The 21378-nt window shown below is 56.6% G+C and carries 21 protein-coding genes; 17 read left to right on the forward strand and 4 right to left on the reverse strand.

Annotated features, from left to right (window positions below; translation table 11 throughout):
* Positions 1-319: 319 nt before the first annotated feature.
* Positions 320-769, reverse strand: a complete 450-nt coding sequence (locus tag CPJ18_RS23350; protein ID WP_103660194.1) for an Rrf2 family transcriptional regulator — start codon at positions 767-769, stop codon at positions 320-322.
* 132 nt (positions 770-901) lie between these two features.
* Between CPJ18_RS23350 and CPJ18_RS23355 the strand changes: the two genes are divergently transcribed.
* Entirely contained in the window at positions 902-1825 is a 924-nt protein-coding gene (locus CPJ18_RS23355) for an NAD(P)/FAD-dependent oxidoreductase (RefSeq protein WP_103660195.1), read from the forward strand.
* 73 nt (positions 1826-1898) lie between these two features.
* Entirely contained in the window at positions 1899-2483 is a 585-nt protein-coding gene (locus CPJ18_RS23360; protein ID WP_103660196.1) for a class I SAM-dependent methyltransferase, read from the forward strand.
* 64 nt (positions 2484-2547) lie between these two features.
* On the opposite strand, the gene repC is transcribed toward CPJ18_RS23360, so the two are convergent.
* The 3 genes from repC to repA form a co-directional block, all read right to left on the reverse strand.
* On the reverse strand, positions 2548-3786 hold the full coding sequence (gene repC / locus CPJ18_RS23365) for a plasmid replication protein RepC (protein WP_103660197.1): 1239 nt from the start codon (positions 3784-3786) through the stop codon (positions 2548-2550).
* A 151-nt stretch (positions 3787-3937) separates the two neighbouring features.
* A complete protein-coding gene (repB, locus tag CPJ18_RS23370) occupies positions 3938-4960 on the reverse strand; it encodes a plasmid partitioning protein RepB (RefSeq protein ID WP_103660198.1) in 1023 nt (340 codons plus the stop codon).
* Positions 4957-6165 carry a plasmid partitioning protein RepA gene (repA, locus tag CPJ18_RS23375; protein ID WP_080803875.1) on the reverse strand — a complete coding sequence of 403 codons (1209 nt, stop codon included), beginning with the start codon at positions 6163-6165 and terminating at the stop codon, positions 4957-4959. Before repA ends, repB begins: the two co-directional genes overlap by 4 nt.
* A gap of 374 nt (positions 6166-6539) precedes the next feature.
* On the opposite strand from repA, the gene traI reads away from it, so the two are divergent.
* The 15 genes from traI to CPJ18_RS23450 all read left to right on the forward strand — a co-directional run bounded on the left by traI (position 6540) and on the right by CPJ18_RS23450 (position 21309).
* Positions 6540-7178, forward strand: coding sequence for an acyl-homoserine-lactone synthase (gene traI, locus CPJ18_RS23380; RefSeq protein WP_103660199.1), 639 nt, complete (start codon positions 6540-6542; stop codon positions 7176-7178).
* On the forward strand, positions 7175-8146 hold the full coding sequence (trbB, locus tag CPJ18_RS23385; protein ID WP_103660200.1) for a P-type conjugative transfer ATPase TrbB: 972 nt from the start codon (positions 7175-7177) through the stop codon (positions 8144-8146). Before traI ends, trbB begins: the two co-directional genes overlap by 4 nt.
* Entirely contained in the window at positions 8136-8540 is a 405-nt protein-coding gene (trbC, locus tag CPJ18_RS23390) for a conjugal transfer pilin TrbC (RefSeq protein ID WP_077122578.1), read from the forward strand. Before trbB ends, trbC begins: the two co-directional genes overlap by 11 nt.
* Positions 8533-8832, forward strand: coding sequence for a conjugal transfer protein TrbD (locus tag CPJ18_RS23395; protein ID WP_077122579.1), 300 nt, complete (start codon positions 8533-8535; stop codon positions 8830-8832). Before trbC ends, CPJ18_RS23395 begins: the two co-directional genes overlap by 8 nt.
* Positions 8833-8841: 9 nt before the next feature.
* Positions 8842-11310 carry a conjugal transfer protein TrbE gene (locus CPJ18_RS23400; RefSeq protein WP_103660201.1) on the forward strand — a complete coding sequence of 823 codons (2469 nt, stop codon included), beginning with the start codon at positions 8842-8844 and terminating at the stop codon, positions 11308-11310.
* A gap of 19 nt (positions 11311-11329) precedes the next feature.
* A complete protein-coding gene (trbJ, locus tag CPJ18_RS23405) occupies positions 11330-12091 on the forward strand; it encodes a P-type conjugative transfer protein TrbJ (protein ID WP_245445474.1) in 762 nt (253 codons plus the stop codon).
* A complete protein-coding gene (gene trbK, locus CPJ18_RS23410) occupies positions 12088-12315 on the forward strand; it encodes an entry exclusion protein TrbK (RefSeq protein ID WP_103660203.1) in 228 nt (75 codons plus the stop codon). Before trbJ ends, trbK begins: the two co-directional genes overlap by 4 nt.
* Entirely contained in the window at positions 12309-13499 is a 1191-nt protein-coding gene (gene trbL / locus CPJ18_RS23415) for a P-type conjugative transfer protein TrbL (protein ID WP_103660204.1), read from the forward strand. Before trbK ends, trbL begins: the two co-directional genes overlap by 7 nt.
* 17 nt (positions 13500-13516) lie before the next feature.
* The gene (locus CPJ18_RS23420) at positions 13517-14194 is read left to right on the forward strand and encodes a conjugal transfer protein TrbF (protein ID WP_103660205.1); all 678 of its coding nucleotides are present in this window, start codon (positions 13517-13519) and stop codon (positions 14192-14194) included.
* A gap of 17 nt (positions 14195-14211) precedes the next feature.
* Positions 14212-15063, forward strand: coding sequence for a P-type conjugative transfer protein TrbG (gene trbG, locus CPJ18_RS23425; protein WP_103660206.1), 852 nt, complete (start codon positions 14212-14214; stop codon positions 15061-15063).
* On the forward strand, positions 15063-15539 hold the full coding sequence (gene trbH / locus CPJ18_RS23430) for a conjugal transfer protein TrbH (protein ID WP_077122584.1): 477 nt from the start codon (positions 15063-15065) through the stop codon (positions 15537-15539). The genes trbG and trbH overlap by 1 nt, the downstream gene beginning before the upstream one ends.
* Positions 15540-15550: 11 nt before the next feature.
* Positions 15551-16873: an IncP-type conjugal transfer protein TrbI gene (gene trbI, locus CPJ18_RS23435; protein WP_103660335.1), complete on the forward strand. Its 1323-nt coding sequence runs from the start codon at positions 15551-15553 to the stop codon at positions 16871-16873.
* A gap of 197 nt (positions 16874-17070) precedes the next feature.
* Positions 17071-17586: an RNA polymerase sigma factor gene (locus tag CPJ18_RS23440; RefSeq protein ID WP_103660207.1), complete on the forward strand. Its 516-nt coding sequence runs from the start codon at positions 17071-17073 to the stop codon at positions 17584-17586.
* 166 nt (positions 17587-17752) lie between these two features.
* Entirely contained in the window at positions 17753-18700 is a 948-nt protein-coding gene (locus CPJ18_RS23445) for a FecR family protein (protein ID WP_103660208.1), read from the forward strand.
* 107 nt (positions 18701-18807) lie between these two features.
* On the forward strand, positions 18808-21309 hold the full coding sequence (locus tag CPJ18_RS23450) for a TonB-dependent siderophore receptor (protein ID WP_103660209.1): 2502 nt from the start codon (positions 18808-18810) through the stop codon (positions 21307-21309).
* The last annotated feature ends 69 nt before the right edge of the window (positions 21310-21378 follow it).

Here is a 21378-nt window from a genome sequence, read left to right on the forward strand (position 1 = left end):
CGCGAAGGGAAGGGGGAGGGGGAGGGGGAGGGGGAGGGGTGAGAATGTTTTGACAATCTTACTCTAAGAAATCGACCTAAGTGAGCGGAATAATGTCGTCATTTTGCCGAGGATTATTTCGGTTCGGTCGAACGAGTTTGCGGACCAACGATGCAGGCCTGCTGGATCAATTGTTGGGTGGTCGACTTCCTAAATCTGCTTGAAACGACTAACGCCAATTTTGGATGTATCGATAAGGCTATCAGTTTCGACGTCTTAGGCATCTAATGTCGACCTAAGCTCCGCACTGGGTCCACACGCCATCTCAGGTGCAAGCTACTTAAGGCCCGCAGCGCGCACTGCTAGTATGCTCGCTAATCTTGGTGAAACTTTTTGCCACGTCAGCAAGTGTCATTTCCGCAAACCTCTTCCGCAGAAGTTTATCTGCCTCGCAGAACACATCCTTCAACGTCCCATTGACAGCCTGCTCGATGAGGCATCCAGGCATGTCGTAGGCGGGGCCAACCGCAAATATGGAAGGTTCTCCCACGGCACGGTAAACGTCGAGGAGGGTAATTTCCGCAAGTGGACGCGCCAAAGTCCAGCCGCCGCCATGACCCTTTACTGAGCTTACATATCCCTCGTCGCGCAGCCCTGCCATTGTGCGACGGATTACAACAGGATTGGCGTCCAGCATCTGCGCGATCACGTCGGACGTCATCGCTCCATCATGGCGTCCCATGTGGATCAAGACGTGGAGCATGCGAGAAAGTCGACTGTCTTGCCTCATATCTTTTCCTTCTTTCCATGATTGCCCGACAACAGTAGCACGAAGCGCTCTTACGATACAATCGGAGTATCATGAGTATTGACAAGCCACTATCACGGTACTTATGTTGTTACATGAAACGGGAGAAAGTTTATGAGCGACACCATTTACGACGTCATCATCATTGGCGGGAGTTATGCCGGACTGTCGGCCGCGATGCAGCTTGGTCGCGCTCGGCGCAAGGTACTGATCATCGATGAAGGCCTCAGGCGAAACCGTTTCGCTCCGCATTCCCACGGCTTCATCACTCAAGACGGTACCGATCCGGCTATATTAGCTGCAGAAGCTCGTGCTCAGGTAATGAGGTACAGCACTGTAGAATGGCTGGCTGGTCGTGCAGATGCTGTACAACAAAAAGGGGAGGCGAGTTCGCAAGACCTCTCATTTGAAATCATGGTTGGAGAAACCCGTCACATATCGCGCTTCCTGATCCTGGCTCTTGGTGTGAAAGATAATCTTCCTAAAATCGATGGCTTGGCGGAGCGCTGGGGTAAAAGTGTGTTCCACTGCCCGTACTGCCATGGATACGAATTGAACCAGGGCAAGATTGGCGTTATCGCTGGCTCTGAGCTTTCCATGCACCATGCGTTGATGCTTCCTGATTGGGGTCCGACAACTCTACTCCTTAACGACTCCTTCGAGCCCAACCCGGAACAGCTTGCACGTCTCGCAGCTCGCGACGTCATCGTTGAGCGCGTCGGTATTAAGTCCATCAAAGGTCACGCCGACGTCCTGCTTGCCGACGGTAGGACCATTTCCTTTTCCGGCTTGTTCGCTCTTGCTCCCTTTGAAGTCGCAACCCCAATTCTACAGCAGCTTGGCCTCGACATGGAGCAGGGACCTCTTGGCTCTACTATCAAGACTGATGCGATGAAGCAGACTTCCATTCCGGGTGTCTTTGCCTGTGGAGACGCCGCACGTCCTATGGCGTCTGTTGCTTTGGCTGTGGGAGATGGGAGTCTGGCAGGCGTCAATGCACACCGGTCGTTGATGTTCGGTGCAATCTCCCATGGCTAAGTTCGACGGGCAACATGAAAGATATATTGAAGGTGCAATGCGTAATGTGCCTGGTCTGGACTGTCTCCATCGAATGACGGGTCAGCTTCTGGCGGAACGCGTTCCAGGAGATGGACGGGTGCTTGTTGTCGGGGCAGGTGGAGGCCTTGAACTGAAAGCACTGGCTGAGCAACACCGTGGATGGTCATTTGATGGCATTGATCCCTCAACTGATATGCTCATGTTGGCAAAAGAGACAACAGCCAGCGCTGCAGGGCGGATCGGATTCCACCAGTGCGACATCTCGTCTGCCCCCGATGGTCCCTTCAATGGGGCGGTCTGCCTTCTGGTATTCCATCACCTCTCATTTGAGGAGCGGGCAGCAGCGCTTCATGGTATCAGCCGACGTCTGCATCCAGGATCACCCTTTGTGCTCGCTCATATCAGCATCTCTCAGCGCGAGCCGGACCGCTCGCTTTGGATAGACCGACACATCGCATTCGGCGCGAAGGCAGAAATACATAGGGACAAGCCGGATGCTGCCAGAATTGCGATGAAAGAGCGTCTCTTCATTTCCTCTCCGGAGCAAGAAGAAGCCAATCTACGACATGCCGGGTTCACCGGAATTGCGCAGTTCTATCAGGCATTCAGCTTCCGAGGTTGGGTCGCTTACGCATGAGTGGCTGCCCAAAACCGGAGGCGACGAGGTGGTTGACGAATACCAGCTATAGTTCGTTATATGGTCACGCAGTTTGAAGATTACCTTCACCATTTGCCTTCAGCAATGCGATGACCATTGGCCCAAGTGAAAACTCACCACGCTCCGTCCGCTTCGTCAGATCACGAAGATATCCACCTGGTGAATTGATGAAATTCGCCCGCTCCAAAATACAGGAAATCGCCACCGCAGCATTTTCCGGCCCCATTGCCGCACAAGCCTGTTCGTAGGCCGATGGGCTCACTCCCAGCATTGATCGCACAACGATCGCAGCCGTCATCAACTCCCGCCAGTTGGATATTTTCCCACCCGGCCCATAGTCGTTTATCATCGGGCAGGCCCTCAGAACCATAGACAGGGGGAACGCCTTTAGTTGTTCTCTATTCCGATTAGCTTTCGGCAGGCTTTCCGTTTCAGATCCAGCATCCAGCTTTCCGGCCTGCTCTTCTTCGGAGCAAGGTTCAAGTTCATTAAGGGAGTTGGTATTTGAATTCTGTATGTGACGCTCGATTTGAGCGTCATTGGCGCTCTTATTTCGTGTATTTCCGTTAGTTTCCATATGTTTCACCACTCGGGCCTGCAGTGCCTTCATCTCCTCGAGCAATTGCATCAGGTTTTCTCGCGTAGCCTTTCGCGGAATCCGGGCGACAAGGGCGACATACACAGCCTCTATTGCTTGCCAGTCTCCTTCAACGTCTTCCTCAATCGCGACAGAAATCAATTTGCGAACATCCCGGCGGCACACAGTCAGGGCTTCCTTTGCGTTTTTGAACGCCGTTCGCTCATCAATCACTGTCTGGGCTAAGACCGCGAGCTCTTCGGAACGCGCCAGCAAGGGCGACAAATCAAAGCCGTAAGCAGTATCAATCTCCCCGTTGCTGTCCTTCCGCGCAAAGCGCTTGCCATTCGCACTGTCCTTTCGAGTGATAAGGCCCGCTTGGACCAAGACCGCAATGTGTCGACGCAACGTAGCGCCAGCCATGCCATGTGCTCGAAGACCTAGCTGAAGGTTTGACGGAAAAACAATCAGACTGGCATCTTGCCGCAGTTCTGTTTCGGGATAGAAACTCAACAGCGCATCAAGGACGGAGAGACTATTAGACTGCACACCCAACAAACTCATTGCAGCTGAGGCATCTCTCAAAATTTTCCACTTATCCGCTGCTTTGCCCGGCTTTATATTGGCCGTGGCCGACTGTCTCTGCACGAGGGCAAGCGTCATCGGCCGCCGCCCAAAGGGCGTCGTTATATTCCCAGTCTGCATCGTCTCTCACCTTTCAAAAGGCAAAAGAAATCAGCTCACCAAATCGGTGCCAAAAACTCTTGACGTGGATTCGTGGAAATGCGATTCTCTAGTTGCTTAGACATCGAGAAGGGCTTCCACGGGCAACCGTTGGGGCCTTTTTCTTTACCGCTTAGTCTCCGTGTTTCGTTTTCGCTTCGGCACGATACTCTTGGAAGAGTCTCGGCAATTGTTCGAGCACAAAGGCCGCAAATTCCGGCGTCGTCTTCCTGTCGATAATGATTTCCAGCTTGCTCTTGCTTTTGCTTACCTGAGCAAGCCTATCTCCATCAGGCGTCGCCATGACCTCTGGAACTCCGCGTGCAGTGCGTGCGGGCTTCAGCTTTGCCACCACCGCCTTGAACCGGTCGGCAGATGGGAGAGATTGGACTTCCTTACAGACCGCATAATCGATGGCATCTTTCGGCGACGATATTTTCTGAAACAGCTCTGCGAATTGCTGCCAACTCGGCCGACCAATCCCGGGAGCAGCCCCGATTGCATCAACAAGTTCAGGGGGGAGGGCATCAATCAGCAGGATCATCTTTGACAAATTGCTTCTGTCGATCGAAAGTGCAGCTATGACGACATCGCGCGAAAACTGGCTGTTTAACTTATGCGCAAAGCGTGCCTTCTCAATAAAGGTTAGATCTTCACGTTCGTTGTTTTCCTGACCCTGTGCGACGACCAGCTGTTCATCTGTCAGATCACGCACGACAGCTTTGATCCGCAGTCCTAACTCCGAGACTGCTCTCAATCTGCGGTGCCCGAAAGCGACCTGATAACGATCAGAGTGATCAGGATGAGGGCGAACCAGAATCGGGACTTGCTGGCCTTGCTCCTTAATCGATGAAATTAACCCATCAATTTCACCTTGCATTCGGTCTTGGACAAACGACGGTTCAACTGCATCTGTATCCAGCTCAATGACCGCCTGGCCTTCAGCAAGTCGGCGTTCTATATCTTCTGCACGGGTCAGCCGTTCGTTTTGCTCACGTAGGGCGTTTCCAATACTCGCCGTCAGTTTCTTCGAAGGATCTCGCTCTTTGCGCTCAACACCCAAAAGCGGCATTGGACGGTTCTTTGACGTCCGCGCTTCGGGGAATTGGCTATCAGTTGCTTCTGTAGAAACGCCAAGGATCTGTTTTCTGCTCATGTTCTTCCCCATGCAGTCTTGATCAAGGCTTCAATCTCACCATTGACTGCATTCATGGATTCCAGTGCGCGGTCGTAGGTTGACCGTGTAAACTGGCTGCGTTCGACTTCAAAAAGCGTCTGATTGGTCAAACCTGCATCCGATACAGCCGTCGTCTTGAGCATCGGAAAATTGAGTACGTTTTCTCCAAAGATCGACCGCAAGTATCCGACCATCTGGTTTTGTGGCCCATCACTCGGTTCAAAGCGCGTGATCAGATATCGCATCCAATTAAACTTGAATTCGGCACCGGCGTTTTCAATTTCCCGCAGAAGATTGGACGTCATCGCCAGAAACTGGTTCATCGACATGACGTCGAGCATCTGTGGATGCACGGTGACAAGAATTGACGTGGCGGCAGTCAGCGCCGACAAGGTGAGGTATCCCAGTTGTGGCGGGCAATCGATCACCACGACATCGTAATTATCAGCGATATCCTCAATAACCTGGCTGATACGGCTGTAGAAAAGCGTATCGCCCTCTTTGCGTTTCATCAGAGCGCGAGGCGTGTCATGCTCAAACTCCATGAGTTCAAGATTACCTGGAATGAGGTGGAGGTCAGGAATATATGTACCCCGTACGACCTGTTCGATCGGCACCTGTTCCTCGTCATAGCGGATCGCGCCGTATAGGGTTTCGTTCGGCCCGACGTCTGTTTCCGGCTGGCTGCCGAACAGAGCTGATAAGCTTGCCTGAGGATCAAGATCGATAGCGAGTACTCTATAGCCACGCATTGCGAGATACTGAGCAAGGTGCGCAGCGGTCGTCGTCTTGCCAGAACCGCCCTTGAAGTTCATGACGGAAATGACCTGAAGCTGCTCGTCATCTCTGCGATGAGGAAGATAGCGCCGGCTACCGCGGCCCTGATCCATATGTTTGCGAATCGCGTGGATATCTTCAATCGAGAAAATGCGCCGGCCACCTGGACTTGTTCCGACGTTGAGCTCTGGCATCTCCGACGCAGTTTGCCGTAAATAGGATTCACCAACACCCAGAAGCTTCGCGGCTTCCGAAGGTGCAAATGTCCGTATCCCCTTCTCGGCTGTCGGAGGGAATATCTTGAGGTGATGTGCCTGCAACTGGGTCGACAGAGCGTCAGCGTGACGCTCCATCAACGATGTCAGTCCCTCAACCACGGACGGTGCCTTAGAGGCGGTCTTCGCCATTTCAAAACCCATTTTCTGCCATCGGCGATATTTTTCGCGAAACAGCTAAAGTTCCGCCACTCGTAGTTAGCTCCGATTCGGAATTCTGGGCAAGAGGTTTTAGGTTAATCAATCTTTAACGATAGGTGACGGCCTGCTAGACATGCCAGTGGTTTTCGTGTTGATAAACAGATATTTACATCACTTTTCTAAACGCCCGAGGGCGAAACCGACGTGCAGATTTGCACACGTCTTTCCCATTAACAATTGATTATTGCCCTTTCGACTCTGGGTCCCGGGCGAGATTTAACAGAATCATCCGGTGCAGTTCTGCACATTTGCAAATCCCGAGTGACATGATTTTCTTCCCTCATGCCCACTAAGCGGAGATCAACATGCAGGTTTTGACCGTTCCCCCTAACCGATATGCGGTTCATTCACACCTTCTGAGAGAGATGCATCGCTTACGCTGCGTGGTTTTTCGCCAACGTCTGGGCTGGGACGTCTCGATTACTGATGGCGCAGAGGAAGACGAGTACGACAGTCTCGGCCCGACATACATTCTAGCGGTCACAGACGAAGAGAGGGTCGTCGGTTCCGCTCGTCTGCTTCCGGCGATAGGTCCGACCATGCTGGTGCGGACGTTTCCGCAGTTGCTCGCAACCGGTTCAATAAGAGCTTCTTCCCATATGGTTGAAAGCTCCCGCTTCTGCGTCGACACATCCTTGCCCAAAGGAAGGGTAGGGGGCCAGATCCACTACGCGACACTTACAATGTTCGCCGGGATCATCGATTGGTCGATGAGGAATGGTTACGACGAGATCGTAACTGCAACAGATCTCCGTTTTGAGCGGATCTTGAATCGGGCCGGATGGCCGATGAAACGACTTGGCGATCCCGTGGCGATCGGCAACACGGTGGCCGTCGCCGGAACCCTGCGAGCAAATCGGGAAAGTTTTGAACGAGTTTGCCCGCATGGCTACCGCTCGATCGCCGCCGAAGATCACAGCCGTCAGATCCGGAGTGCTGCGTGACCCAGCTCCGCTCTCATCCCCGCCTCGTCCGCAAACTGCAGGACGCACTCGGCGACCAACTCTGCATCGCGCTCGACGATGCAACCGTCGTGGAGATCATGCTCAATCCAGACGGCCGCCTTTTCATCGAACGTCTAGGGCACGGCGTGGCATCGGCCGGCGCAATGAGCACCGCCGCAGCCGAAGTTGTCATCGGCAGTGTTGCGCATGCCCTGCAGTCGGAGGCCGACGACGAGCGGCCGATTGTATCTGGCGAACTTCCGATTGGTGGGCACCGCTTCGAGGGCATATTGCCACCGGTGGTCTCCGGACCAGCATTCACGATCCGCCGGCGCGCGTCACGCCTTATTCCACTGACAGAGTTTGTGATGTCGAAGGCGATGACCGAAGCCCAGGCATCGGCCATTCGAAGCGCGATCGACGCTCGTATGAACATCGTCATCTCCGGTGGCACGGGGTCGGGCAAAACGACGCTCGCCAACGCCATCATCGCCGAGATCGTGGCTGCTGCCCCGGACGATCGGATGGTCATCCTCGAAGACACGGCAGAGATCCAATGCGCGGCCGAAAATGCCGTGTCGCTTCACACCAGCGACACCATCGACATGGCGCGCCTGCTAAAGAGCACGATGCGTCTGCGACCCGACCGAATCATTGTCGGCGAGGTCCGCGATGGCGCGGCACTGACGCTGCTCAAGGCCTGGAACACCGGCCACCCAGGCGGCGTCACAACGATCCATTCCAACACGGCGATGTCAGCCCTGCGCCGGCTCGAGCACCTGACGGCGGAAGCCAGCCAGCAGCCGATGCAGGAGGTGATCGGCGAAGCCGTCGATCTCGTCGTTTCTATAGAACGAACGGGAAAGGGGAGGCGGGTTCGCGAGGTCATCCACATCGAAGGATACCGCAACGGCCGCTACCAGACCGAACATTATGCCCAGATCGATGAGGACAGCCATGTCGCGTAAAATCAATATTCTTCTCACCTGTGCGGCACTGGCCGCCGTCTCTGTTGGCCTAGCAGAACCGGCGCTCGCTTCGGCGGGTGGAGGAGGCCTTCCTTGGGAGTCACCGCTGCAACAGATCCAGCAATCGATCACCGGGCCTGTCGCCGGGTTTATCGCGCTGGCCGCTGTCGCCATCGCCGGCGCCATGCTGATCTTCGGCGGCGAGCTGAACGATTTCGCGAGACGGCTTTGCTATGTCGCACTGGTCGGCGGGGTACTCCTCGGAGCCACCCAGATCGTCGCTCTCTTCGGTGCGACCGGCGCCTCGATCGGCGAGGGCCACGCACAGGCCGAGCAAGGAAGTTCCGAACCGAAGGCGACGCCGGCCATAGCGGGGGAGGGGGCTCATGGCTGAGGCCGGATCTTCTCTTGCGCGGTCGCGGGTACACAGGGCGCTATCGCGCCCAAACCTGTTGATGGGCGCCGACCGCGAGCTCGTGCTGCTGACGGCGCTGGCCGCCATCATCCTGATCTTCGTTGTCCTGACCTGGTACGCGGCACTGTTCGGCATTGCGATCTGGCTGGTCGTCGTGGCGGCACTCCGCATGATGGCCAAATCCGATCCGCTGATGCGCCGGGTCTATCTCCGCCACATCTCCTACAAGACGTCTTATCGCGCGACGTCGTCGACGTGGCGCAAGTTCTGAGGGACTGAGATGGTTGCCCTCAAATCGTTCCGCCATTCCGGGCCGTCCTTCGCCGATCTAGTGCCTTACGCCGGCCTGGTCGATAACGGCGTCATCCTGTTGAAGGACGGCTCGCTGATGGCCGGCTGGTATTTTGCCGGGCCGGATAGCGAGAGCTCGACGGACGCTGAACGCAACGAGGTGTCGCGACAGATCAACGCCATCCTGTCGCGGCTTGGCTCGGGATGGATGATCCAGGTCGAGGCCATCAGGGTGCCAACCGGCGAATATCCGACTGTGGGTGAATCCCATTTTCCCGATCCGGTCACGCGCGCCATCGATGATGAGCGACGAGTGCACTTTCAGACGGAAAGGGGGCATTTCGAAAGCCGGCACGCTCTGATCCTGACCTGGCGGCCGCCGGAGCCGCGGCGCTCCGGCCTGACGCGGTATATCTATTCCGATGCGGCCAGCCGCTCCGCCACCTATGCCGACAAGGCACTCGAGAGTTTCCTCACCTCGATCCGCGAGGTCGAACAGTATTTCGCCAATGTCGTCTCGATCCGCCGGATGATGACACGGGAGACGCCGGAGCGCGGCGGCTATCGCGTCGCGCGCTACGACGAGCTGTTCCAGTTTATTCGCTTCTGCGTCACCGGCGAGAACCATCCGGTTCGCCTGCCGGACATCCCGATGTATCTCGACTGGCTGGCGACCGCCGAGCTGCAACATGGCCTGACTCCAATGGTCGAGAACCGCTTTCTTGGTGTAGTGGCGATCGACGGTCTGCCAGCCGAAAGCTGGCCAGGAATTCTCAACACGCTCGACCGCATGCCGCTCACCTATCGTTGGTCTTCCCGCTTCGTCTTCCTCGACGCCGAAGAAGCACGGGCAAGGCTCGAACGCACCCGCAAGAAGTGGCAGCAGAAGGTGCGGCCGTTCTTCGACCAGCTGTTCCAGACGCAGTCACGCTCGGTCGATCAGGACGCCATGATGATGGTGGCGGAAACCGAGGACGCCATTGCCGAAGCCTCCTCGCAGCTCGTCGCCTATGGCTATTACACGCCGGTCATCGTCATCTTCGAAGAAGATGCGGTCCGGCTCCAGGAAAAGTGCGAGGCGATCCGCCGGCTGATCCAAGCCGAAGGTTTTGGCGCCCGGATCGAAACGTTGAATGCCACGGATGCCTTTCTGGGTAGCCTACCCGGGGTCTCCTACGCCAATATCCGCGAGCCGCTGATCAACACGCGCAATCTCGCCGACCTCATCCCGCTGAACTCCGTTTGGTCGGGCAGTCCGAACGCGCCTTGCCCGTTCTATCCGCCGGCCTCGCCACCCCTGATGCAAGTGGCGTCTGGCTCCACGCCGTTCCGGCTGAACCTGCATGTCGATGATGTCGGACACACTCTGATTTTCGGGCCGACCGGTTCTGGCAAATCGACGCTGCTGGCGCTGATTGCGGCGCAGTTCCGGCGTTATGCCGATGCCCAGGTGTTCGCCTTCGACAAGGGCGGCTCGATGCTGCCGCTGACGCTGGGCCTCGATGGCGATCACTACCCGATCGGCGGCGATATCGGCTCTTCGGCAAATGGTGAGGTGAAGGCGCTCTCCTTCTGCCCGCTCGCAGAACTGTCGACCGACGGCGACCGCGCCTGGGCATCCGAGTGGATCGAGATGCTGGTGGCGCTGCAAGGTGTGACCATCACCCCGGACTATCGCAACGCCATCTCCCGGCAGATCGCACTGATGGCGGAATCCCGTGGCCGCTCGCTGTCGGACTTCGTTTCCGGCGTGCAGATGCGAGAGATCAAGGATGCACTGCATCACTACACCGTCGACGGACCGATGGGTCAGTTGCTTGATGCCGAGCAAGACGGTCTGGCGCTTGGCGCGTTCCAGTGCTTCGAGGTTGAGGAGCTGATGAACATGGGCGAGCGTAATCTCGTTCCTGTACTATCTTACCTGTTTCGCCGCATTGAGAAACGCCTGACCGGCGCACCCAGCTTGATCATCCTTGATGAGGCCTGGTTGATGCTCGGTCATCCGGTGTTTCGGGACAAGATCCGCGAATGGCTGAAGGTGCTGCGAAAGGCCAATTGCGCCGTTGTGCTCGCCACCCAGTCCATCTCGGATGCGGAGCGATCAGGGATCATCGACGTTCTGAAGGAATCCTGCCCGACGAAAATCTGCCTCCCAAATGGCGCGGCACGCGAACCGGGCACGCGTGAGTTCTATGAGCGCATCGGCTTCAATGAACGGCAGATCGAGATCGTCGCGACCGCTATTCCCAAGCGCGAATATTACGTCGTCTCACCGGAGGGCCGAAGGCTCTTCAACATGGCGCTCGGTCCGGTCGCGCTCTCTTTCGTCGGGGCGACGGGCAAGGAAGATCTGAAGCAAATTCGCAGCCTGCACTCCGAACACGGGGCCGCGTGGCCTTGTCCTTGGCTCCAGCAGAGGGGGATCGCCCATGCCGAGACACTTTTCCCAGTCGAATAACATCGCCTGTGCCACTGCCATGGCGGCCATCATTCTCCCCATCGTGTTTCCGGTTTCAGCTCAAGCCGGCGGCGTGGCGGGCCAGGCGACCGAATGGACACAGATCGCCAACAATACAGAACTGATTTCGCTGGTCGGAAAGTCGGCCGAGCAGGTCAACAACCAGATTACCCAGATCTCGCAGCTTGCCGAGCAGATACAGAACCAGATCAACATCTACAACAACATGCTGCAGAACACAGCGCAACTGCCAAGCCACATCTGGGGTCAGGTCGAGAACGATCTCAAGAACCTGCAGAACGTCGTGGAGCAGGGGCAGGGCGTCGCCTTCTCGATGGGCAATATCGACGATGTGCTCAAGCAACGTTTCCAGAGCTTTGCCGACATGAAGAGCAATCTGCCTGATGGAGCCGGCTTCTCGTCCACCTATCAGAATTGGTCCGACACCAACCGCGATACGATCGCCGGTTCCCTCAAGGCCGCAAACCTGACGGCGGACCAGTTCTCAAGCGAGGAAGGCACGATGTCGTCTCTGCGGTCGATGTCGGAATCGGCCGACGGGCAGATGAAGGCGCTGCAGGTCGGACACCAGATCGCCGCCCAACAGGTCGCGCAGATGCAAAAGCTACGGGGCCTGGTTTCCCAGCAGATGACGATGATGGGCACCTGGTTCCAGTCGGAGCAGGCGCAAAAGGATCTCGCCCAGGCGCGCCGCGAACAATTCTTCAGCGGAAGCGAGCATGACATCCGCGGTGGGCAGACGATGGAGCCCCGCTGGTGAGCCCGCGCCTTGTTATCATCCTTGCCGTCGTGGGGATCATCGCGTCCGGTATCGGCGTGGCCAGGTGGATCGTGCAGCCGTCCCCGGCGCGCCTGTCTGGCGCGGGCGAAGCGTCACCGCAATCTGTATCCGATGCAGACCGCCGGGCTCACCGGGAGAAGTTCTTTGGCGGCAACACCGAGCACGACATTCGCGGCGGCCAGGAGATGAAGCCAAGATGGTGATCGTTCATCTCTCCCGGCGCGTGGAGCTTGCCTTCGTCGCGATCGGCCTTATCCTGATCACGAGCACGCCCGCTCTGGCGCAGCAGGGTCAAGTTCTGACGACTGTGGAGAATTCCGTCGTTGCCGCAGCCAAAGGCTGGGAGACGACGGTCATGAATGCGGCGCGGTCGTTGTTCTGGATCCTGGCGGGCATCGAGGTCGGCATCGCCGCCGTATGGCTGGCGATCAATGCTGCCTCGCTCGACAGCTGGTTTGCCGAGCTGGTAAAGCGCATCATGTTCATCGGGCTGTTTGCCTTCATCCTTGAGCAGGGCCCCGAGTTCGCTAAGGCGGTCGTCGACAGCCTCTACCAGATTGGTGCTGGCGGCGGGTCGGCCTCTCCCGCCAACATTTTCGACGCCGGAATTCGCGTTGCGACCAAAATGTCCGAACAGGCGAAGTTCGGCCTCTGGGAAGACAACGCCCTGGCGATCGCCGCCGTCTTCGCCATGGTCGTGGTTGTCGTCTGCTTCTCGCTTGTCGCTGCCATCTTCGTCTCGGTGATGGTGGAAATGTATGTCGGGCTGCTCGCCGGCATGATCATGCTCGGATTGGGCGGTACGTCCTATACCAAGGATTTTGCCATCAAATATCTGGTCTACGCCTTTTCCGTCGGGATGAAGCTCATGGCGCTGGTGATGATTGCCAAGATCGGCTCCGACATCCTGGTCGGTCTGGCAGAGGCCCCAACAGCCACGTCAGAACAGTTCATCACGACGCTGGCGATCGCCGGCATATCGGTCGTGGTCTTCGTCATTGCCATGTATGTGCCGCCAATCCTGCAAGGGGTTGTCCAGGGTGCGTCCGTTTCCGGTGGCATGGAAGCCATCCGCCATGGGGGCCAGGCCGCATCCTTTGCGGCCGGCGCTGGCTTTTTGGCGACGACGGCAGCCAGCAGAGGATTTCAGGCAGCAGGCGCGGCAAGGGCAGGGGGAGCGTCCGTCGGTAGTGCCGCCATGCGTGGCATGGAGGCAGGCATCGGCGGTGCGGCAGGCGCCGTCGGTTCGGCCGCGAAAGACAAGGCGGTCGGATCGCCCGGCGCCTATGCCGGTTCGCTGCTCGGGCTTGCCAATGCCAAACTCGACCAGCAGCCGGGTCGTACCGCATCGCCGCCTCCACCGCCGCCCCTTAACGAGACCAAATAACTGGAGGCCGATCCGCCATGACTGGGCCCAATCCGCTCGATAATCCCGATTTTGCCAATCCCTATATCGCCGCCCGCAACGAATGGAACGAGCGTTATGGCTCCTATGTCAGATCCGCCGCCGCTTGGCGCATCGTCGGCATCGCCGGCATGACCATGGCCGTGATCGGCTTTGGCTACGCACTGTACCAGAGCACCCAGGTCAAGCTCGTTCCCTATATCGTCGAGGTCGACAAGCTCGGCACGGCCGTCAGTGCCGGCTTTCCCCAACAGATCGAATATGCCGATCCGCGCGTGGTGCGTGCGACCCTCGGCAGCTTCGTCTCCAACTTTCGCAGCGTCACGCCGGATGCTGTCGTGCAGAAGCAATATATCGACAGAACCTATGGGCTGCTGAGGACATCCGATCCGGCGACTGAGAAGGTCAATGCCTGGTTCCGCTCGAACTCGCCGTTCGAGAAAGCGAAGAACTCGACGGTCGCCATCGAGGTGAACAATATCGTCGCGCTCTCGAACCAGAGCTACCAGATGGACTGGACCGAGTTCGAGCGTGACAGGCGCGGCAAGGAAACCGCCGTCCGCCGTTTCCGCGGCATTGTCACAGTGACCCTGACGCCGCCGCAGGACGAGGGCGTCATTCGCTTGAACCCCATCGGTCTTTATCTCCGCGACTTCGACTGGACAGCACAGCTTTGAAAGGCATGGCCCCGCATATGATCATCTTGCGCACAAGAACACGGGCCACGCTGACGGGCGCTCTCGCCTTGGCAATTTTGGCGTCTTCAGTGGTCGCTCCTCTACAGGCTTTTGCGGCCGATGGCGTCACCGCCAACGAAGCAAAAGGCATGGGTATTTCCACACAATGGCGGGGTTCGCGTGGCTTAGTGACCAAGGGCGCCGACGGCAAGGTGATCTTCCTCTACGGCGAGGTGCAGCCCTCCGTCGTCTGCTCGCCGCTACAGGTTTGCGACATTGAATTGCAGGGCGGCGAGGTGGTCCGCGACGTTCTGGTCGGTGACACCGTGCGCTGGAAGGTCGAACCGGCGACCTCAGGTGCTACCGGCGGTCAGGCCATCCATCTGATCGTCAAGCCGTCGGAGCCTGGTCTTGTGACCTCAATGGTGGTGACGACGTCCAGGCGTACCTATCACATTCAGCTCAAGTCCCACTCGACGCAGTATATGGCGCGTGTCGGCTTCGAATATCCGGAGGATGTTTCGGCGAAGCTGGCCGACATCAACGCCCGGATCGAGACGACCACCATCCCAGGCGCAGGCGTCCCCGCCGAGCAGCTGAACTTTTCCTATTCGGTCTCGGGCAACGCCGGCTGGCGGCCTACGCGGGTCTATTCCGATGGGCTCAAGACCTACATCCAGTTTCCACGCTCGATCTCCGGCCAGGATGCGCCTGTTCTTTTCGTCACCTCAGGCGGGCAGAACCGGATCGTCAACTATCGGATGAAGGGCGACATGATGGTCGTCGATTACCATGTCGATCGCGCGGTGCTCGTGTCGGGGGTCGGTTGGAAACAGGAAAAGATCACCATCAAGCGGGGAGGGCGGTAATGAACATCCCTCTCTCCCATTCGCGCCTCTTGCAACGCCTCCGCAATTTTGCCGCAACCTGCGCCCTAGCCGCCCTTCTTTCCGGATGCCAGTCGACCGGAACAGAAGAGCTCGCCTCCAGCAGCGCGCCGCCGGAAATCTCCGGCCCCGCAGCCAGCGCCATCGCCGGCGATCTGGTGAGCCGTCTTGCCGAACAGATCGGTCCAGGAAAGGCAACCGTCGCGCTGAAGACTGATACCTCGCCCTTCGGCCAGGCGCTGGAAGCTGCGCTCAAGGGATGGGGTTATGCTGTCGTCACCGACCAGAAGACGGGTGGCGGCGCGACGGTCATCCCGCTCGCCTATGTGATCTTGACTGTCGATGGTCAGGCGCTGGCCCGTCTATCGACAAATAGCGTCGAGCTCGGCCGCGCTTATTCAGTCACGGCAAGTGGCGCGACGCCCGCGAGCGCCTTGTCGCTCATGCGGCGCGGGTGAGGGAGGGTCATATAGTGCAATCTCTCAATCTAGGCGGGGCGCAAAACAGCCAGGCCCCATCCACTATCCGGCGGATCAACCGTCTGCCGATCGTCGTCGTCATCGTTCTGGCACTCACGTTTCTTGGCGTTATCTTTTTTGGGCTCGCCTCGCGCGGCCTGTACTTCGGCAAGGACACCGGCCCGGAGACAAGTTCGGGCAACCCCGCCTCGACGTTCGCCGAACAGATCAAACGCGGCGTCACCGATGGTATTATCGGCGAGCCGCAGCAGCAGACGGTTTTCCAGCCGACGCCGATCGAGACGAAACAAGACGACGAAAAAGCCAGCAATCCCTTCACGCCGCAGCCAGGGCAACGCGAGGTGCAGCAGCGCGGCCAGGACCTCGAAGCGGAAGCGGTCTGGCGAGCCCGGCTGAAGCGGGAACAGCAGGAGCAGGTTATGCGGGAGCAGCAGCGCCAGCGAATGGCCAGGCTGCAGGCGAACAACGCTGCCTATGATGCGCCGCTTGCCATCGATCGCGGCAAATTGGATGGGCGTGCTGAAACGCATGAAGCGACCGCAGACGCGGCTGCAAGAGCCGCGACAGTTCCGACAAACACCGGAAGCTCCCCCGATCTCTATGCAGCGGCGCTCCGCGCCGGGCTCGGTGGTCAAAATGTTGATCCCAATGCACAAGGCGCCAAGGAGGACTTTTTTAACGCCGACCTGAAAGAGCTTGGCTACCTGCCGAACCGTGTCGTGCCCCAACAATCGCCCTTCGAGCTGAAGCGCGGTTCGGTCATTCCGGCAACACTGATCACTGGCATCAATTCAGATCTGCCGGGGCGGATCACCGCCCAGGTGAGCCAGAGCGTTTACGACAGCGCGACAGGCCAACGTCTGCTCATTCCGCAAGGAACGAAGCTGTTCGGCCGTTACGATAGCAAAGTGTCATTCGGACAGAAGCGCGTGCTCGTTGTCTGGACCGACATCATTTTCCCGAACGGCTCGACTTTGCAGATCGGCGGCATGTCGGGGACAGATGCGCAAGGGTACGGCGGTTTCAGCGACAAGGTGAACAACCATTATTTGAAAACATTCGGCTCGGCGGTGCTGGTCGCCCTGATCGGGACAGGTATCGATATGGCCGTTCCGGAAAGTTCGACGCTCGCGACCCAGGACACGGCCTCGGATGCGACGCGGCGGAATTTCGCAGAAACCTTTGGGCGGGTTGCTGATCGTACCATCCAACGGAACATGGATGTTCAGCCCACGCTCGAAATTCGTCCTGGCTACAAGTTCAATGTACTCGTCGATCAGGACATCGTTTTTCCTATACAATCCAGGAAGTAAGAAAGGCAAGTGAGGTTCGAATCCTGTCAAGGCGCACGCTTAACTTCTCTTTGTTTAATATGATAAATTAACTCCACTATTGTTTCATCAAACTGAACCCGCTAAAATGATTGGCACGTGGCGAGCAAGAATGCCGGTACGTTATTGCTTCTGTTCGATCAGTTTCAGACAATGATATTACCATCGAGAGGTTGCACGTGAGCGCGAGCTTCACTGAGATATTCCTGAGCAACCGTAGGGCTTTGATTTACTCAATCATGCGGATTGTTCGGGACGACCAAGCGGCAGAAGATGTGGCACAGGAAGCATTTGTCAGGGTCAGTCGCGCAGTCGAGACCGGAGCCGTCGAGCATATTGAGGCTTTTCTCTATAGAACAGCGCGGAATCTTGCTATCAATTACAGGCGTAGCAATCAATTGCGCGGCGGAATAGAGCGGAATGATGTCTCCGAGAGTGATCTCGAAAATGTTGCCTCACCTCTTCCATCACAAGAAACAGCACTCATCCATCGCCAGCGGTTGTCACATCTGGAAGAGGCGATCAGGCAACTCCCACACCGCGCACAAACTGTCTGGATGCTGAGTAAAGTCGAAAAGTGGCCATACCCAAAAATTGCAGCGCACCTCGGTGTGTCCCCTAACACCGTGTTCAACGACCTTAAAATGGCGCACGCCCATTGTATGGAAGCCATGGTAAAAATTGACAATGGGTAGCAGGCGTCCGTGTCGACAGACTATTTTTGTGAGATTTATGATGGGCAACTGTCTCATGTATAAGGCCGTTACTTTCGCAACCCCTCGAATAGGATGGAACTGAGTGGGACACGATCGACCGACCACTACCGGCGATACCCAGGGATATGTGCATCCGGACCCTGTCATGGATGCTGCTTTGAATTGGTTCTTTCTGATTCAAGCCGATCCGGACAATCGAGTTTTGCGCGACCGATTTGAAGCTTGGCGTAGAGAAGCGCCCGCGAACAACAGTAAATTCCAAGCTGTGGCTGCGGCGTGGGACATTCCCGAAGCCACCGAGGTCGCTCACAATCTCGCAAAAGCCACTATAACTCCACCTCCTGTGAATGTGGTGGAGTTTAAGCAACCGAAGAAGAAAATCGTTGGCTGGATCGCCGCGATAGCGGCTGCCATCCTTGTAACAATCGGCCTTCAGCAATATCCAAGTCTCAGCATCCGTTGGGAAGCGGATTACTTAACCGCTGCCGGCGATCAGCGTGAGGTGAACCTTCCCGATGGGTCAAAGGTGACAATGAACACCAACACCGCGATTGCACTAGATTTTAAGAATGGCGCACGCTCGGTTCAGCTATTGAAGGGCGAGGCCTATTTCGACGTCGTCCATGATCCTTCCCACCCGTTTATCGTGGCAGCCGAATTCTCCAAGGTCGAGGTCAAGGGTACGGCATTCTCCGTTCGAAGCGACGATAATCAAGACCTGGTTACTCTTGAACGTGGGCATGTTGAGGTTCGCCGACCGTCTGATTTGAGCGATAGAGCTGATCTCGATCCGGGTCAGGCAATTGTTGCGACTGCAACCTCAATTTTGCCTGCCCATTCTATTGATAGCTCGGTAGCATTCGCTTGGCTTAAAGGCCAAGTCGCGTTTCAGGATCGGCCTTTTAAATCTGTCGTTCATGAGCTCTCCCGGTACTACGGTTACTCCGTCGTAATCGCAAACGGTGCGTATGACGGCGTGAAGGTCAATGGTCGGTATAGGGTGAATGATCCCGAGCGCGCCATTCGCTCACTAGCGACGACGGTTGGCGCGTCCGTGACCCGAATTCCCGGCGGAATTTTAATCCTTCGCTAAAATATCAACTTTTTTTGTGAGATTGATCTTCGCGGGGTGTCCTCACTATAGGGACCCACCGAGTAGGATTATTTTGGTCCCTTTGTTTTGTTGAGAGGGACGTGGGAATGACGGGGAATGCTTCAAAGGGCGGTTTGTTAACAAAGCTCGGGAAGGCGAGAAAAGGACGTTGCGCGTCACACCTTGTGTCGGCGCTGATTTCATCCACAGTCTTAGCGACGCTTGGAGCAGGGTCCGCAACTGTGTCGTATGCTCAGCAAACCGATCAACTCGTCAATTTTAACATACAGGCGCAGCCTCTGGCCGCGGCATTGTCTGCTTTCATGCGTACCAGCGACTGGGATGTCAGTTTCACGTCGGAGGCCGTATCCGGAAAACGCTCAACAGTTGTGACCGGCAAGTTGCCACCTGAGCTGGCACTTCGGACATTGTTGGCTGGCACCGGTATAACAATGCGGTTGGCGGGCTCTAAAACTGCAGCTCTGGTTGCTTCGTCGCGAGAACAGAACGAAACTACTGCAACCGGTGCAACAATCTTGGAGCCGATTGTTGTTTCGGGACGGGGAACGTCGACTGAAGGCACAGGTTCTTATACGGCGTCGCAAACCAGCACGGCGACCGGGTTGCCTCTTTCACTGCGGGAAACACCGCAGTCTGTCACAATCATCACCCGGCAGAAAATGGAAGATCAGAACCTCACCACTATCGCAGAAGTTCTGAACCAAACACCGGGCATCACCGTTCATCAGATGGACTCCGAGCGGACGAACGTGTACGCGCGTGGCTTTTCCAACCCCACCTGGCTGATCGATGGTGTGCCGACATGGTACCGCATCCAGTATGGCTCAGGACCGAGCGTGTCGGATATGGTTCTCTACGACCGTGTGGAAGTCCTTCGCGGTGCGACAGGTCTTATGGCAGGTGCGGGCGATCCGTCCACCACTATCAATCTTGTGAGAAAGCTCCCGACCGATACGTTTCAGGGATATGTCTCGGGGAGCGCCGGATCATGGGCGACCTATCGTTCCGAATTGGACGTCAGCGGTCCTCTAAACAAGGAAGGGTCTGTGCGCGGCCGTTTCGTGTCCAGCCTCCAGGATGGCAATTCCTATCTTGACCGCTATGGACTGAGGGAAGGGACGGTTTATGGTGTTCTTGAGGCTGATATCGCAGAGAGTACCACTCTCACCGTTGGAACTGATTATCAACGCCGGAAGTCACACGACACCCAGTTTGGTGGTTTTCCGCTTTTCCATACGGACGGATCGCTCGTTGATTACGACAACTCCTTTAATCCAGGAGGTGGCAATCTTCCCTATAATCAAGATTTTAGGACACATTTCGCGCGTATCGATCATGAGTTCGATAACGGCTGGAAACTCCACTCGGAATATTCTTACTATCGCGCGAAGCGGTGGGGGGCGCTTGCTTCTGCATCCTGGGGCGTCATCAATGACGACGGAACCGGTGCCCAAATGCTCGGCGGCTTTCCGGATACGACAACGACGCAACATGCGATCAATGCCTATGTCGAAGGCCCCATCGAATTTCTCGGCCGCCAACATGACCTTCGCTTTGGCGTGACAAGCACATTCGGCCAGGACGACCATCAAGCATTTGGCTCAAGTTTCGACTACTCACCACTTCCGGGCAGCATTTTCGACTGGAGTGGTGATTTTGATCTTACGCCCTATCAAGGTGATCTCTCATTCCGTTCCCTTACCAAGATCAACCAAACTGGCATCTATGGCAGTGGCAAGTTCAGCCTGACAGACGATCTTTCGCTGATCGCCGGCAGCCGTGTGGTTTTCTACGATTATAAATTCGACACCGAGGATTTTAATTCGGGTGTGACAACCAGCCAGCGTTCGAAAAGGAACGGGGAGTGGATACCCTATGCTGGTCTTGTCTACGATCTTGATGATAACTGGTCTGTCTATGGCAGCTACACGAGCATCTTCAAACAGCAGTCCTATCGAGACAAGAACAACGCCATCATCGATCCCACGACAGGTTCCAACTTCGAAGCTGGCCTCAAGGGTGCGTTTTACGACGATCAGTTGAACGTGTCTTTGGCCGGGTTCTACGTCAAGCAGGACAATCTGGCCACGAGAGACCGCAGCGTCTCTCTCATACTGCCAGATGGATCCAACCCTTACAGGACCATTGACGGTGCGGTGACCAAAGGCATCGAACTTGAAGTGTCGGGAGAGGTTCTACCGGGTTGGCAACTGGGTGGCGGTTTTACCCACAGCCGCACCGAAGACGCAGATGGACAAAGAATTTCGACAGTTATTCCCCAGAACATGATCCGCCTCGCGACGACATACCACGTGCCAAACACAGGTCTTACCGTGGGCGGGAACCTCTCCTGGCAAAGCAAGATATTCAACACTTGGTCCTGGCCGGCGTCGGGAACAGCAGTTCAAGATTCCTATGCTGTTGTCGGTCTGATGGCCAAGTATGATTTCGACAAGGGTGTCACTGCCAGCTTAAACGTGAACAACGTGTTCAACGAAAAATATTACAGCAGCTTCGATGAGACCTATGCCACGGGCAATTTCGGTGCGCCGCGCAACGTCACATTCACCCTCAAAAAGACGTTCTGACAATCGTCAAGGCTGAACCTCCGCTTCTCACAAGCCAAAGGCGGAGGTCTGTTTGTTTCTTTGATAGGA

The sequence above is a fragment of the Agrobacterium rosae genome (assembly GCF_002915175.1).
Lineage (GTDB): Bacteria > Pseudomonadota > Alphaproteobacteria > Rhizobiales > Rhizobiaceae > Agrobacterium > Agrobacterium rosae.

Coding starts and splice junctions, on each gene's coding strand:
- trbG (WP_103660206.1), top strand. CDS start 14,212: ATGATCATCTTGCGCACAAGAACACGGGCCACGCTGACGGGCGCTCTC.
- CPJ18_RS23445 (WP_103660208.1), top strand. CDS start 17,753: ATGGATGCTGCTTTGAATTGGTTCTTTCTGATTCAAGCCGATCCGGAC.
- trbC (WP_077122578.1), top strand. CDS start 8,136: ATGTCGCGTAAAATCAATATTCTTCTCACCTGTGCGGCACTGGCCGCC.
- traI (WP_103660199.1), top strand. CDS start 6,540: ATGCAGGTTTTGACCGTTCCCCCTAACCGATATGCGGTTCATTCACAC.
- CPJ18_RS23395 (WP_077122579.1), top strand. CDS start 8,533: ATGGCTGAGGCCGGATCTTCTCTTGCGCGGTCGCGGGTACACAGGGCG.
- repC (WP_103660197.1), bottom strand. CDS start 3,786: ATGCAGACTGGGAATATAACGACGCCCTTTGGGCGGCGGCCGATGACG.
- repA (WP_080803875.1), bottom strand. CDS start 6,165: ATGGCGAAGACCGCCTCTAAGGCACCGTCCGTGGTTGAGGGACTGACA.
- trbL (WP_103660204.1), top strand. CDS start 12,309: ATGGTGATCGTTCATCTCTCCCGGCGCGTGGAGCTTGCCTTCGTCGCG.
- CPJ18_RS23355 (WP_103660195.1), top strand. CDS start 902: ATGAGCGACACCATTTACGACGTCATCATCATTGGCGGGAGTTATGCC.
- CPJ18_RS23350 (WP_103660194.1), bottom strand. CDS start 769: ATGAGGCAAGACAGTCGACTTTCTCGCATGCTCCACGTCTTGATCCAC.
- CPJ18_RS23420 (WP_103660205.1), top strand. CDS start 13,517: ATGACTGGGCCCAATCCGCTCGATAATCCCGATTTTGCCAATCCCTAT.
- trbJ (WP_245445474.1), top strand. CDS start 11,330: ATGGCGGCCATCATTCTCCCCATCGTGTTTCCGGTTTCAGCTCAAGCC.
- repB (WP_103660198.1), bottom strand. CDS start 4,960: ATGAGCAGAAAACAGATCCTTGGCGTTTCTACAGAAGCAACTGATAGC.
- trbH (WP_077122584.1), top strand. CDS start 15,063: ATGAACATCCCTCTCTCCCATTCGCGCCTCTTGCAACGCCTCCGCAAT.
- CPJ18_RS23360 (WP_103660196.1), top strand. CDS start 1,899: ATGACGGGTCAGCTTCTGGCGGAACGCGTTCCAGGAGATGGACGGGTG.
- CPJ18_RS23400 (WP_103660201.1), top strand. CDS start 8,842: ATGGTTGCCCTCAAATCGTTCCGCCATTCCGGGCCGTCCTTCGCCGAT.
- CPJ18_RS23450 (WP_103660209.1), top strand. CDS start 18,808: ATGACGGGGAATGCTTCAAAGGGCGGTTTGTTAACAAAGCTCGGGAAG.